We start from the raw sequence: 14,071 nt of genomic DNA on the forward strand, positions 1-14,071 counted from the left end.
GGGTGAAGAAATTACGGGATAAAAATAATCCCGGTGATAACACCGGGATAACTACACATGAATTCAGTCGCTTACGCTTCCGGCTTCACGATCGGGAACAGCACGGTTTCGCGAATGCCAAGGCCGGTCAGGGCCATCAGCAGGCGGTCAATGCCCATGCCCACACCGGTCGTCGGCGGCATGCCCTGCTCCATTGCGTGCAGGAAGTCCTCATCCAGAACCATGGCCTCGTCGTCGCCGCCAGCGGCCAGTCGCGCCTGATCCTCAAAGCGCTCACGCTGGACAACCGGGTCAACCAGCTCGGAGTAGCCGGTAGCCAGCTCGAAGCCACGGACGTAAAGATCCCACTTCTCGGTCACGCCAGGCTTGGAGCGGTGCTGACGAGTCAGCGGAGAGGTCTCGACCGGGAAGTCGCGGACAAAGATAGGACCGTCGAGCTGGTCTTCACAGAGCAGCTCCCAGATTTCCTCAACCAGCTTGCCGTGGCCCCAGCCGCCCTTCTCCGGAACCTCAAGGCCAATCACATCGGCGATTGCCTTGAGCTCCTCGACGGTCGAGTCAATAGTGACTTCCGGCTGACCAGGGAACTTGCGAGCAAGTGCCTCGTTCAGCGACGGGTACATCTCAATCTGCTTCCACTCGCCGCCAAAGTCGAACTCCGTACCGTCGGCAAGCGTAACAGTCGTCGAACCGAAGACCGCGACGCAGATTTCCTGAATGACCTCGCGGACGGTGCGGGCGGAGTCATCGTAGGTGCCGAATGCCTCGTAGTACTCCAGCATCGCGAACTCCGGGCTGTGCGAGGAGTCGATACCCTCGTTGCGGAAGTTACGGTTGATCTCAAAGACTCGCTCCATACCGCCGACGACGCAGCGCTTGAGGAAAAGCTCCGGCGCGATACGCAGGTAGAGATCGATGTCCAAAGCGTTGGAATGAGTCACGAACGGACGTGCAGCTGCACCGCCGTGCAGAGTCTGCAGCATCGGGGTTTCGACCTCGAGGAAACCGCGACGCTCAAGTGCGTGGCGCAGCTCGCGGATGACCTTGATGCGAGTCAGTGCGTTAGTACGAGCCTGCTCACGCATAATCAGGTCCGTGTAGCGGTGACGCACGCGGCTGTCCTCGGACAGATCAGCGAACGACACCGGCAGCGGACGCAGAGCCTTCGAGGCCATCTGCCACTCGGTAGCCATCACAGACAACTCGCCGCGGCGCGAAGAAATTACGCGGCCAGTAATGAGGACGAAGTCGCCCATATCTACGTCCGACTTCCAAGCAGCCAGGGCGTCCTCGCCGACCTCAGCCTTGGAAAGCATGGCCTGCAGGGTCGTGCCGTCACCCTCCTGCAGAGCGGCAAAGCAGAGCTTGCCGGTGTTACGAATAAACATGACACGACCAATGACGGTCACGACATCCTGAGTCTCCTCGCCAGCCTCGAGGTGGCCCCACTCTTCACGGACATCCTTGAGAGAGTGAGTACGGGGAACCTCAACCGGGTACGGCTGAATTCCAGCCTCGAGCAGGCGGTCACGCTTCTCGCGGCGAATGCGCAGCTGCTCAGGAACGGTGGCGGTGTTTTCAGGGGTCTTCTTCGCGTCAGTCACGGCTATAAAGGTTAGCCGACTACACCGCCGACCTGCTAGTTGAGTGCCCTTTAGACGCCAATCTTCTTGCCATCAGTGCGTACAACCTGAACGACGGCCGGGCGTGGCTGCTCCTTGCCGCCGTCCGGCCAGTGCGAGGTCGGGTTGGTGGTCGGGTCCGGGTTGTCGCCGACTGGATGACCCTGATCCGTCTCGATTTCGCCCGGGTGCTGGACGTTGACCATCACGCGGTTGGAGAAGATCTGCGGACCACAGGTCTCTGCAGCAACCGGAACAGTCAGGAAGCACTTGGTCTCACCACGACGCTCGCCTTCGACGGCAACGGCGAAAAGGCCGTCGTTGGAGTCCAGCGCGTTGCCGTCGGTGGAAACCCACAGGTTGCCGTACTCGTCAAAGGCGACGTTGTCCGGGCAGGAAATTGGCGAGACCGATTCCTTGTCGAAGCCACCGAAGCAGGTGTAAGCCTCGTTCGGGTCACCACAGACCAGCAGGAGGTTCCACTTGCCCTTGGTACCGGCGTGGTCATCTTCCATCTCCAGAACAAGGCCATTCTTGTTCTCGGTGATTGGTGCGACCTCGACGGCGTCGGCAAGCGGGCGCCCTGCACCATCCTTGCGTTCCTTGCCCTTGTCGTCCTTCGCGCCCGCCTTACCGCGGTACTTGTTGTTGGTCAGCGCCGCGTAGACCTTACCGGTCTTCGGAGACGGCTCGATATCCTCCGGGCGGTCCATACGGGTCGCACCGACCTTGTCACCGGCGATGCGGGTGTAGATGCAGACCTCTTCGGCGGTCATGCCATCAACGTGGGACTCGTGCTTGCCGTCTGCCTTGGCGGTCATCAGCGGAAGCCACTCAATGTCACCGTCGAAACGGCCGTCCTTCGGCAGCTCACCGGAGCCGTCAATCTCGGACTCGGAATTACCGTTGAACTTACCGACGTAGAGAGTGCCCTCGGACAGAATGCCCATGTTGTGCTTGAGGTCCCCCTCCTTAATCTTGCGGGAGGAGACGAACTTGTAGATGTATTCGAAACGCTCGTCGTCGCCGGAGTAGCACACGACCGTGCCGTCGTCGGTGACGTAAATCTGACCGGCTTCATGCTTGAAACGGCCCACTGCGGTGTGCTTGACCGGGGTGGAGTTCGGGTCAGATGGGTCAATCTCTACCAGCCAGAAGAAGCGGTTCGGCTCGTTCGGCTCCTTGGAGACATCGAAGCGGTCGTAGTACTTCTCCCACGCGCGGTCGGACAGCTCTTCATTCTTGACCGAGTAGCGCTTGAGCTTCTTAACTGCGTCCTCGTCCTTGAGCTTGCCAACGTTGCCGAAGTACTGGTCAACGTTCTCCTCACCGGACAGGTAGGTACCCCACGGAGTAACACCACCGGAGCAGTTGTTCAAAGTTCCCTCGACCTTCATACCGGTCGGGTCAGCCTTGGTCTTCAGCAGATCGTGACCAGCAGCCGGGCCGTCAACTGTGAATTCGGTGAAGCCAGTGATGCGACGGTTACGCTTGTCGCTGAGAATTGGCTTCAGGAATCCCTTGTCATCCTCTTCCACAGCAAGGATGGTCTGGCCGTGGGCAGCCAGTCCGATGTCGACCTGCTCCTTAGTGGCATCTTCTTTCTTGTAGGCACGGAACATCATCGGCTCGGTGGTGTACTCGTGCGAGCAAACGTACAGCAGTGTGCCGTCTTCAGCCTTAATCAGGCCAGCGAAGTCATTGTTGAAGCCGAACTGCTTCAGCTGGTTTTCCGGAGTCTGCTTGTCAAAGTCGAACTCCGGGCCACCCTCGTGGATTGGGTCGCCCCAGCGAATCAGAACATTCTGCTCGTAGCCGTCCGGGATAACGACTGCGTCTTCCGTGTTCGGCTTGACGGCTTCGAAACGCATACCCTCCGGCGATTCGTCCTTGCTACCGTCACCGGCAGCAGCGGTACCGGAGGCGTCGGAGCCACCTGCGGCGCTGCCCGAATCATCAGAGGAGCAAGCGGCCAGCACGGCGCCACCGCCGACCGCAAGAGCACTAGCACCAGTGACCTTCAGTGCCGCGCGACGGGAGAATGCGCGCTGGGAGAACGCCTCCTTCGCAACATCACCGAAGTACTGGTTGTCCGAGAACTCGTTCGGAGCATCGTCAGCACAGGCATTACCACACTTGTAAGTGCAGGTCAGAGAGCTGCGAGAGGTAGCAAAAGGATTTGTCAGCAGATTCTTGCCAATACGAACCACGGGGAGACCGCCTTTGTATAGCTTCGACTAGGTGAGGAAATGGAAAACTAAAACTTTTAGATCCTCTAAGAAGCTAAGGACGTTGCGTTACCTTTCGGTTTCTAAAAATCAACTCGCCAATGAGCTTTAGCTGACGGTCTAATGACTTGCGCTTTAACGCAAAGTGAACACCCTGGTGTTGCGGTTCTCCGGCTCGACTCTTCTCTCCAACTACGCAGTCGAGCCCCAGCTCTGCGGGCTACGTGGACTAGCCCTGGTTCTCCGGGCTACGCGGATTCTTCAAATCAGAACCCTCCGGCACATCCGCCGGGTCATTGCCACTTTCCAGAATCTTGTTGTCCTCATCGACGAAGATGACATTCGGCTTGTACGTACGCGCCTCAGCGTCATCCATCATTCCGTAGCCGATGATAATAACCAGATCACCCGGCGATATCAGACGAGCGGCGGCACCATTGATAGAAATGATGCCCGAGCCGCGCTCTCCGGTAATGCAGTAAGTAGTAAGCCGGTTGCCATTATTGATATCGACGATGTCGACGGCTTCACCTTCAAGCAGGTCGGCCGCTTCCATCAAATCAGCGTCAATCGTGCACGATCCAACGTAGTGAAGATCAGCCTGAGTCACCGTGGCACGGTGAATCTTGGACTTCAACATAGTGCGAAACATGAAAAAGGTAGGTCCCTTCCTGGATTCGTCCCCTGGATGCTTGCCTACCGCGGCACCCCTTAGCGTGGCAGGTTGTTAGTCGGCACACTATAATACGACAACTTCCCAGCCACGAAAAACTACTTCGAAAAGCCGTCCTACTCGCTGTCCTGCTCAACGCCAAAGCCGGCGTTCTTCAGGTTTTCTTTGCTGGACTCATCTTTCAGGCGGGCATCCCGAGCAGCGCGGACCTTTTCCTGCAGCTCAGCCAACTCAGCAGCCTCTTGCTCAGTCAGCTCGCCGTCCAGCCCCGCAGCCGACAGGGCCGCTGACGCAATTTCGGCGTCCTTCTGCCCGAGCTGACCGAAACCGTTTGCCGAATCCGGGCGCGGCGCACCCAGAATCAAGCCAACATTATCAATGAGACGAGTAGTGCCGACCTTCGCAGCAACCAGTAGGCGAGCTTCAGTCTCCTGGCCGTCGCCGCGCAACACCTCGTCGGAAAGCGGGGCGAGCGCAGCGTCACGCAGCTCCAAATAATCCAACTCGACCTCAGGCTGGCTGGCGAGCACGCCACGCGCGGTTTCCAGCACAGCATCCGCACCACGGTCCGCGACAAAAGCGCCGGCAGTCAGCGCAGCGGACAGGGTTACTGCGAGATTGCGCTGCTCCTCGGAAAGATAGCGGTTGCGGGAGCTCATAGCCAGCCCATCGGCCTCGCGAATCACTGGCACACCGTGCAGCTGCACCGGCATATTCAGGTCAGTGACCATCTGCTGCATCAGGCACAGCTGCTGGTAGTCCTTCTCACCAAAAACGGCATCAGTGCAGTTGGTGATGTTGAAAAGCTTGTTAACCACTGTCAACGCACCGGCGAAGTGCCCCGGGCGAGTAGCACCTTCGAGCTCAGTAGCCAGCGGCCCCGGCTGCACGGTCGTGCGGAAACCGTTGGGGTACATCTCCTTCGCGTTCGGCGCAAAGACCAGCTCAGCACCGACAGCGCGGAGCTTCTCCACGTCTTCATCCAGAGTCCGCGGGTAGGCATCAAAGTCCTCCCCCTCACCGAACTGCAGCGGATTGACGAAAATCGACACCACCACAACAGCGCGCGGCAGTGTCTTCGCGGCCTGTACTAGTTCAAGGTGCCCCTGGTGTAGCGCACCCATCGTAGGTACGAGCACCACCGGCCGCCCGGTCTTCCGCAACGCACGGGTGACCTGCGCGATTCCCGCAATAGTCCTGTGAACAGTTGTCTCTCCGGCGGTATACCCCGTCATGTTTCCTCCGCGTTCAGATCTACCGGACCAAACTTTTCGTCCGACGGCAATACCTTACGCCACATCCCGGATGACCAGAACAACCAGCCCGCTCAGCTCATCGGCGCAGGTACCGCAAAACTTCGTTGGCGCCGCGCAGCTCGGCGATGCGCTCGGCAAGAGCCAGGTAGGCGGTTCCCATTTCCGGCGCCACCGCTTCAATTTCGCGTTCATGCTTGACGACGGTTCCAAGGTCGTCCCGCGTCACCGGGCCGGTCAGCCCCCGGGAACCCCACCTCAAGGCATTGTCCAATGAAGCTTCAAGCAGTGGTCGGAGCAGTTCGGCGGCCTGGCCTCGACGCAGTTCAGCTAGGTCGGTGTCTTCGGCTGCCGCATCTCCGCCGATAGTGGTTGCCAGCATTTCTACTGCATCGACCACAACTGCGCCGAGACCGTTTGAGCCGTGGGCCATAGCCGCGTGATAGAGGCCGCGGTGCCGTTCGTTGATGAACACCGGACGACCACCGAGTTCACCAATGAGCAGTTCACTGACTGTTTTCGCGAGCTCATCCCCAACCGTGATGCCCCATGGGCAACCGGTCAGAAGCTCGGAGTCGTCGTCAAGCCCTGCGAACGTCATTGCGGGATGGGCTGCGATGGTCAGCGCGCCGGTGAGCGCGACCGGATCGAGCACGGCACGCCCGAGGGATCCAGAAGTATGCATGACGATGCGTCCGGGGCCGACGTGGCGGGCAACTTCCTCGGCAACCTCGGCGATGGCGCGATCCGGCACGGCGATGACGATGAGCTCGCAGGTGGAAGCTGTGTCGGCAATGCTACTGACCTGGGCGTTCGGGAGGCGTAGATGTGCTCGTGTGACCGATTCTGGTGAGCGCGCGACCACATGGGTGACACGATGCCCACAGCGCTCTAGCGCTTGGCCGAGCGCAACCCCGACTTTTCCGGCAGAAATAATCCCCACCGTCAACCGCGGAGCGGTTGTCCGATGGGGATGGGAATCATGCTGGCTTTGCGTCATGACTGACTAGGTTAGACCAAACCAGCTATGTGCGGTGAGTAGGCCGCGCATACGCAGCTGGCGGCTAGGCTTCTTCGTCCTCGCGCTGCTCCCTCTTCTTGCGCATCTGCGCCATCAGCTCGGCGACAGTGAGGCTGCCCTTGTTGTCCTCAGCACGGCGCCGACCGTGGCTTGCAGGCTCTTGCGCCGTTTTTTGAGCTGACTCTTCTGCAAGGTCCTCATCGCGAATGGCCTGCAGCTGGCGAGTCGGAGAGTCCGAGGCATCGTCCGATTCCGGCGCAGCGAATGGGTGCCGTGCACCGTGTGCCTCGTGAGCACCGCCCTGAGAATCATCCTCTGCAGCGTCCTCGGCCGGGGTTTCCTGCCAGTTGATGGCGCGGAAAGAGTTAGTGGAGAACTTCTCCTTGGAAACGGTTTCGTCATCCTTGGAATCGGCGACTTCGTGGACGTCAACCGGCTGACCAGACGGCGAGAATGTACGGCGCATGTCGGTGGCCTCGGCATCTTCAACCGGCGAAGCGGAGGATGCGGAGCCCGTGCCGCCGTGCTGGGTATGAGCGCCGACAGTGCCGTTAGCGGTCATCTCAGCACGGTGGGAAGTCGCGCGTGGTGTCGGCCGGTCGTGACCGGTCGGATCCTTCATCGGCGAGGCTTGCTGTGGCGAGTCGAGCTCACGCAGACGCTCGGCCTGGGCGCGAAGAGCAACCTGCTCGTCGTCGAAATCCTCCCCCATGAACTCAGCAAGCTGGGCGCGCAGTGCAAAGACCTCAGCGCGCAGCGCCGCAATGTTGTCATCGTTGTTGCCCTCAAGCGAGTCCAGGTAGTTCTGCTCGAGAATCAGTTCCTGCTCACGGTGAGTAGCCAGCTCGCGGTCAAGCTCCACCTTGTGCAGCTCCTCGATTGTCTCCAACCGCTTGCGCTCCAGCGCAATGGTCTTGCGGTATCGAGTCACCAGCACAGCCCCGATAACTGCCGACCACAACGCCAGCAGCACGGCAACCTTCATCCACCCGGCAGAGGAGGCAAAGAGCATGACGATACTGGCAATCACCGCGAGCATCAGCAGCACAACCATGAGAATGACGGCGGTTTTCTCCGTCATACCATCGGTAGAACTGAATTTCGTCACATCATTGCTCTGCTCATCTGCATATGCCGCATCAGCCCCGGAGTTAGCCCCAGCGGAGTAGCTTTCGAAAGCCGAAGAAGGCGACGGAGACGGAGACTCGGCCATATCCGACGAAGTAGCTGCCGCGTCGCCCTGAAAATATGCGGCATCACCCGAGCGCTTCGGGTCATTACCGGCGTTGGAGAGGTCAGTCATAACTCCCACCCTACCGAGTTAGTTCCCATTTCCCCGCTAGGAGGCGAAGAATTTTCGCCATCAGTTGGCAATTGGCAAACTTTTTCCAGCCACAGCCCCGCCGCAGCGAGCAAAATGCCGGATACTGTGCCGACAATCATGATCGGCCCGTCGGCCTGTGCAGCCGCAAGCTCCGTCCACTTCGGCAAAGCCCACAGCACGCCACCGGCGTACAAACCTCCGAGAATCGCCCCCAACCATGCGGATGCCGTACCGACCACCAGCCATCGCGACAACGTTAACGGCTGCACCTGGCTGCGATCCTGCCCGACCTTCCCCTCTTTCAGCACCGACTTAATCCACCGCGCTGCCGCCACACAGACAGCTGTGAGCAACCAGGGAAACCCCAGGTCCCACCAACTTCGTGGCCCGAGCGCACCGAAAAACTGTGCCACGATCATCCATGACGCCAGTGCGAGAACCAGCGCAGATGCAGCCAACGTAATCGGTGAGGTCGGTTTCATCTCTAGGCCTCTTCTCCATCCGCGCTGTCTGCTAGACGCACTGCGTTTACGTCTTCAGGTGCCAGCTTATCGACGAGTGCCGCGACCCGAACTCCCCCCAATTCGGCATCCGGGTCGGCATCGAGCCACGGCACCAGTACAAAGGCACGCTCGGTTGCCCACGGATGCGGCAGGGTCAGAGTCGAATCGTCAGAGATGATCTCCTCGCCGGTGTCCTTGTCGATGACCTGCACAATGTCCACGTCGAGCGCCCGTGGTCCCCAGTGAATTTCGCGCACTCGACCAGCGTCATTTTCCAGTTTCCAACCAGCTTCCAGCAGCTCCATTGGTGTCCGGGACGTATCGACAATGAGCACGGCATTGAGGAAGTCACCCTGCTCTACCCCACCCCAAGGTGGGGTGGCATAAATTTTTGAGGCTGCGACCAATTCATCGGCGAAGAAGGCCTGCACACCAGTTAGGTTTTCTCGCGCGCGGTCCATGTTCGCGCCGATAGAAAGAACGGCGCGAATCATGCCAACCGCTTCTTCCGCGAACGGCGGGCTGTTACCGCAGCGTCATCAAAGTCGAGCGGAATGGGCGCATGCGGTTTGTGAATGGTTACTTCCACCGCATGTAACAGTGGGGACAATCCGCGTTCGGCGCGGCCATCGTCGTCGGCAAGCACTGCTTCGGCAATCTCGGTCGCGACGGTTTCGATGAGGTTGCGCGGAGTGCCGGTCAAAATTCCGTGCGCTGTGGCTGCGATGTCGGCGTAGTTGACGGTGTCGTCCAGCTCGTCGCTGGCAGCGGCACCGGAGAAATCCAACCACAGGGTGACATCACAGATGAAGTCCTGGCCATCGCGGCGCTCGAAGTCGAGACAGCCGTGGTAGCCGCGGGCTTTCAGACCTTTGAGTTCAATGCGATCAGCCACTGTTTCTACTCGTCTCCTTCCAGAGCCGCCTCGGCTGGCGATTCAGCAGGAGACTCATCGTGCTGTGCAGCGCGGTTAGAGCCACCTTCCGGATAGTCGCCGGCCGCGGTGTAACCGGTCAGTGAGCGGCCAAGGTTCCATGCCTGCGCCACCCGCACTGCGTCGAGGTTGTCGGCCACATTGTGAACTCGAACCGCCCATGCGCCCGCCGCTGCGGACAGCGCGGAAATTGCCGTAGTCGCAGCATCAGCCTGCTTTGGTGCGCGTGCCTCACTGCCGACGGCGGCGGCGAAACGCTTGCGGGAAGCACCGACCAACACGGGGAAACCGAGGTCAATAAGCTCCGGCAGGCCGTGGAGGAGCGCCCAATTGTCATCGGCGTTCTTGGCAAAGCCCAGGCCTGGGTCGAGGACAATATTTTCCTCGGCGATGCCGGCGCCCATGGCACCGTCGACAAGCTGAAGCAGGTGCTCACGGACATCGGCGACAATGCCGTCCGGGTGAGTTTCGGCGCGTCCAGAAGCGGAGCCGAAGCGATCGGTCTTCCAGTGCATCAGGCAGATGGGCACATCGGCATCGGCGCAGACTGCGTACATGTTGGGGTCTGCGAGACCGCCGGAGACATCGTTGATGAACACCGCGCCCCTGGCGATTGCTGCCTCTGCGACACTTGCGCGCATAGTATCGACGCTGATCAGGTGCCCGTCTGCCGCGAGCTCACGGACCACCGGCACGACCCGGGCAATTTCCTCATCCTCGGAAACGCGGTGTGCGCCGGGACGAGTGGACTCGCCACCGATGTCGAGAATATGTGCGCCTTCAGCGAGCAGCTCGTGCGCATGGGCAATCGCCGCGTCGAAGGTCTTGTACAGGCCGCCATCGGAAAAGCTGTCCTCGGTGACGTTGACAATGCCCATCACTTTGCAGAGCTGATTCTCGATACCCATCTCCGCCGGCTGTCCTGCCTGCGCTTGCAAGGGGGATTCAGTCACCTTGTTGTCCAGCCTTTCCAATCGACCATTTAACTGTTGCGTTAGCTCTTGCGGATGAGCGCCATTGCCTCTGCGCGCGAACGGGCATCCGTCTTGAAGCCACCGCGGACGGCTGAGGTCACCGTGCGCGCACCCGGTTTGCGGATACCGCGCATGGCCATGCAGAGATGCTCCGCTTCAATGACGACGATCGCCGAGGCCGGATCCAGCCGCTCCACCAAGGCATCCGCAACCTGACTGGTCAGACGCTCCTGCACCTGCGGGCGCTTCGCATAGCCATCGACCAGACGAGCGAGCTTGGACAGGCCCGTCACACGACCGTCCTTGCCCGGGATGTAACCAATGTGGGCAACGCCGAAGAACGGCACCAAATGGTGCTCACAGGTGGAGTAAATCGGGATGTCCTTCACCAAAACGAGTTCTTGATGATCCTCGTTGAAGGTCTTTGCCAGCACCTCAGACGGATCTTCAAACAGGCCCGCGAAAACCTCACGGTAGGCTCGCGCCACTCGCGCCGGTGTCTCCTTCAGGCCTTCCCTGTCGGGATCCTCACCGACGGCAATCAACAGTTCACGAACCGCAGCCTCGGCCCGCCCCTGATCGAATTCGCGCTCCATGATGTGTACTTATCGCTCCTCGTTGGTGTCCGGCTTGTCCTGCCAGGCGCTGTTGTCTTCGTTTCGCTTGACGACGCCGTCCTTATCCGAATCGTGCATCTGTGCCCCCTTGTCATCGGAGTTGTCGGCGTTCTTCGGGTTTTCCGGACGTTCTGTGTGTTCCGGCTGCTCGTTATCCGGCAGGCGGAATCCGCGCAGCTCCTGCTGTTCTCCTGCCGACGGCATCACCGTAGTCGGGGTGGCATCGCTGCCAGAGTTGTCCTGGCGGTGACGTCCGCCCTGCCTGTCCCACGGCATCTTCGGAGGGGCAGGGATATTCGCGGAGCCGTTGCCACCGCTGCTACCAGTACCGGTTGCCTTCGAGCCGAAGTCCGGCGCACCTGCCGGGTAGTTAGCAGTGCCCGGGTGCTGGCCACGCGCGTTGCCCTGGCCTTCCTGCGAACCCGGCTGGTTCTGCCCATCAGGGCGAGGAGTCGGCGCAGGCGCCGGTGCCGGTGCGGGAGCCGAACTGTGCGTGCTGCCGGTATCCTTCGGCGGCCAACCTGGAGCGGTCCAACCAGCCGGCGGTGGGGTGCCACCGTAAACCGGAACATTCGGTCGGTCCTGCTGGGCGCCCGGCAAACCCGGGACACTAGCATTACCGGCACCAGCGGAGCCTGCCGGCCCCTGACCATTGCCGTTGTTGCCCGCGTCCTGGTTCTCCGGTTCGCGGCGACGCACCGGCGCGAAGATGTTGACACGCTTCGGCGGTTCCTCGCCGCGCTCGATTGCCAACTCCACCGGTGTCTTCACCGGCTCGCGGCCATCGGCCGGGTGCTTAGTGTCGCTATCGAAGAAGTTCAGGCGCTCACGGGGAACGACATCGGTGAAGATAACTTCCAGATCCGGACGACGCAGAGTCTCCTTCTCCAGCAGTTTCTCAGCCAGAACATCGAGAGTGTCGCGGTTTTCCTTCAAGATGGCGTAGGCCTCGTCATGAGCCTTATTGATCAGCAAACGAACCTGCTGATCAATGGTTGCTGCCACCTCCGGAGAGTAGTCCAAAGAGCCGCTGCCACCGCGGCCGACGAACGGGTCGCCCTGCTCCTCCCCGTACTTCACCGGGCCGAGCTCCGGCGACATGCCGTACTCGGTCACCATGGCGCGAGCAATCTTGGTGGCCTGCTCAATATCGGCAGAAGCACCGGTAGTCGGCAGTCCGAAAACCAGCTCCTCGGCAGCGCGACCACCCATGGCGAAGACCAGACGGGCAAAGAGCTCTGGCAGGTTATACATGCCCTTGTCGTCCTCGGGGACGGTCAGCGCATGTCCACCAGTGCGACCGCGAGCCAAGATGGTGACCTTGTAAACACGCTCGATGTCCTTCAGCGCCCATGCGGCCAAGGTGTGACCACCCTCGTGGTAGGCGGTGACCTTCTTCTCCTGCTCGGAAATCACCTTGGAGGTACGACGCGGACCACCGATAACTCGGTCGACTGCCTCTTCCAACGCATCCGCAGTAATGATGTTGCCGTTGACGCGAGCGGTCAGCAACGCCGCTTCATTCAGCACGTTCTGCAGATCAGCACCGCTCATACCGGCGGTGCGCTTCGCCAGCGACGTCAGATCCGCATCCGGACCCAGCGGCTTGTTCCGGGCGTGGACCTTCAGAATTGCCTCACGGCCCTTCAGGTCTGGCGCACCCACCGGAATCTGTCGGTCAAAACGGCCCGGACGCAGCAGCGCCGGGTCGAGAATATCCGGACGGTTGGTCGCAGCCATGATGATTACGCCCTGACGATCACCAAAACCATCCATCTCCACCAGCAGCTGGTTCAGGGTTTGCTCACGCTCATCATGGCCGCCGCCCATACCGGCACCACGCTGGCGACCGACGGCGTCAATCTCGTCGATGAAGATAATGCACGGGCTGTTTTCCTTGGCCTGATTAAACAGGTCACGGACACGAGAGGCACCGACACCGACGAACATTTCAACGAAGTCCGAACCCGAGATGGTGTAGAAAGGCACTCCTGCCTCACCGGCGACGGCGCGGGCCAGCAAGGTCTTACCGGTACCGGGAGGACCGTAGAGCAGAACACCACGCGGAATCTTCGCGCCGAGCTCCTCGTAGCGAGCTGGGTGCTGCAGGAAATCCCTAATCTCGTCGAGCTCCTGGACGGCCTCATCGGCACCAGCAACATCCTCGAACGTATTGGTCGGGGTCTCCTTGTTCAGCAGCTTGGCGCGGTTGCCACCAAAGCCGAACATGCCGTTCTTGCCGCCTTGCATGCGGCTGAAGAAGTACATGATGACGAAGAAGAAGATCACCATCGGCAGCAGGAAGCCCAAGGTGGACATCAGGAAGGAATCCTGCGTGACCTTGGTATCGAACTTCTCCATGCCCTCGGCGGCGGTGACCTTGTCAAAGACTTGGTCGGTCGCACGCGCTGGGTACTTGGTCATCACCTTCGTGACGTCCTCAGTGCCCTCGACCTCCACGCCCTTCTTCAGGGTGAGGCGAATTCGCTGTTCGCGATCGTCGATCTGAGCTTCCGTGACATTGCCCTTATCCAACTGGGTCAGGGCAACGGACGTATCCACCTCGCGGTATTCCCGGGAATCATCCGCCAGCTGAGTAATAGCAAAGAGGATAATCAGGATGATGCCGGCAACGGTGGCAAACCGGAACACCTTTTTCTTGTCCATACAGTGGGTTCGCTTTTCGCTCTCTACATCTATTAGTTGCTTTTATTAATTGTACGCATCAACGAGTTCTTCTCGAAGACACATCAATGACACAACGTGGGGCCAGGGCTCATGGCACCTGACCCCACAGTAGGCATAACGCATCGCAACCGAAAAAAGTTTCCAACTCCTACTTTTCATCGCTAGAAGACAGCTAGAACTGCCGGAGGTACGCGCGCAATGCCCGTCGTCAAGCATCGGCACTGTGCAATAGCG

At 60.1% G+C, this 14,071-nt stretch carries 11 protein-coding genes and 1 pseudogene; all 12 read right to left on the reverse strand.

The annotated features are described in order from the left end of the window. Positions 1-71 precede the first annotated feature (71 nt). Positions 72-1,604, reverse strand: a complete 1,533-nt coding sequence (gene lysS / locus CRD18_RS00620) for a lysine--tRNA ligase (RefSeq protein WP_016421478.1) — start codon at positions 1,602-1,604, stop codon at positions 72-74. A gap of 50 nt (positions 1,605-1,654) precedes the next feature. Next, on the reverse strand, positions 1,655-3,832 hold the full coding sequence (locus CRD18_RS00625; protein ID WP_187406434.1) for a PhoX family phosphatase: 2,178 nt from the start codon (positions 3,830-3,832) through the stop codon (positions 1,655-1,657). Between the two features lie 247 nt (positions 3,833-4,079). Next, positions 4,080-4,502, reverse strand: coding sequence for an aspartate 1-decarboxylase (gene panD / locus CRD18_RS00630; RefSeq protein WP_016421480.1), 423 nt, complete (start codon positions 4,500-4,502; stop codon positions 4,080-4,082). Positions 4,503-4,816: 314 nt separating this feature from the next. Further along, positions 4,817-5,758 (reverse strand): annotated as a pseudogene (panC, locus tag CRD18_RS00635) (pantoate--beta-alanine ligase); the annotation flags it as partial. A gap of 97 nt (positions 5,759-5,855) precedes the next feature. Next, the gene (locus CRD18_RS00640) at positions 5,856-6,776 is read right to left on the reverse strand and encodes a Rossmann-like and DUF2520 domain-containing protein (RefSeq protein ID WP_070653291.1); all 921 of its coding nucleotides are present in this window, start codon (positions 6,774-6,776) and stop codon (positions 5,856-5,858) included. A gap of 64 nt (positions 6,777-6,840) precedes the next feature. Next, positions 6,841-8,100, reverse strand: coding sequence for a DUF6779 domain-containing protein (locus CRD18_RS00645; RefSeq protein ID WP_070653289.1), 1,260 nt, complete (start codon positions 8,098-8,100; stop codon positions 6,841-6,843). Continuing rightward, complete coding sequence (locus CRD18_RS00650) at positions 8,097-8,603, reverse strand: DUF3180 domain-containing protein (protein ID WP_049190665.1); 507 nt, start codon at positions 8,601-8,603, stop codon at positions 8,097-8,099. Before CRD18_RS00650 ends, CRD18_RS00645 begins: the two co-directional genes overlap by 4 nt. Positions 8,604-8,605: 2 nt before the next feature. Continuing rightward, the gene (gene folK / locus CRD18_RS00655) at positions 8,606-9,118 is read right to left on the reverse strand and encodes a 2-amino-4-hydroxy-6-hydroxymethyldihydropteridine diphosphokinase (RefSeq protein WP_070429765.1); all 513 of its coding nucleotides are present in this window, start codon (positions 9,116-9,118) and stop codon (positions 8,606-8,608) included. After that, positions 9,115-9,519 (reverse strand): dihydroneopterin aldolase, encoded by a 405-nt coding sequence (folB, locus tag CRD18_RS00660; RefSeq protein ID WP_016421486.1) that lies wholly within the window; start codon positions 9,517-9,519, stop codon positions 9,115-9,117. Before folB ends, folK begins: the two co-directional genes overlap by 4 nt. 5 nt (positions 9,520-9,524) lie before the next feature. Beyond that, complete coding sequence (gene folP, locus CRD18_RS00665) at positions 9,525-10,466, reverse strand: dihydropteroate synthase (protein ID WP_070653314.1); 942 nt, start codon at positions 10,464-10,466, stop codon at positions 9,525-9,527. An 86-nt stretch (positions 10,467-10,552) separates the two neighbouring features. After that, entirely contained in the window at positions 10,553-11,128 is a 576-nt protein-coding gene (gene folE / locus CRD18_RS00670; protein WP_016421488.1) for a GTP cyclohydrolase I FolE, read from the reverse strand. Positions 11,129-11,137: 9 nt separating this feature from the next. Then, complete coding sequence (ftsH, locus tag CRD18_RS00675) at positions 11,138-13,816, reverse strand: ATP-dependent zinc metalloprotease FtsH (RefSeq protein WP_070653287.1); 2,679 nt, start codon at positions 13,814-13,816, stop codon at positions 11,138-11,140. Positions 13,817-14,071 lie beyond the last annotated feature (255 nt).

This window comes from Corynebacterium sp. LK31 (genome assembly GCF_014335015.1).
In the GTDB taxonomy this organism is placed as follows: Bacteria; Actinomycetota; Actinomycetes; order Mycobacteriales; family Mycobacteriaceae; genus Corynebacterium; species Corynebacterium jeikeium_D.

Bases quoted from the DNA above. Each gene is read 5' to 3' on its own strand.
- CRD18_RS00650 (WP_049190665.1), bottom strand. From the start codon at position 8,603: ATGAAACCGACCTCACCGATTACGTTGGCTGCATCTGCGCTGGTTCTC.
- folK (WP_070429765.1), bottom strand. From the start codon at position 9,118: ATGATTCGCGCCGTTCTTTCTATCGGCGCGAACATGGACCGCGCGCGA.
- CRD18_RS00645 (WP_070653289.1), bottom strand. From the start codon at position 8,100: ATGACTGACCTCTCCAACGCCGGTAATGACCCGAAGCGCTCGGGTGAT.
- CRD18_RS00640 (WP_070653291.1), bottom strand. From the start codon at position 6,776: ATGACGCAAAGCCAGCATGATTCCCATCCCCATCGGACAACCGCTCCG.
- panD (WP_016421480.1), bottom strand. From the start codon at position 4,502: ATGTTTCGCACTATGTTGAAGTCCAAGATTCACCGTGCCACGGTGACT.
- folP (WP_070653314.1), bottom strand. From the start codon at position 10,466: ATGGGTATCGAGAATCAGCTCTGCAAAGTGATGGGCATTGTCAACGTC.
- ftsH (WP_070653287.1), bottom strand. From the start codon at position 13,816: ATGGACAAGAAAAAGGTGTTCCGGTTTGCCACCGTTGCCGGCATCATC.
- folE (WP_016421488.1), bottom strand. From the start codon at position 11,128: ATGGAGCGCGAATTCGATCAGGGGCGGGCCGAGGCTGCGGTTCGTGAA.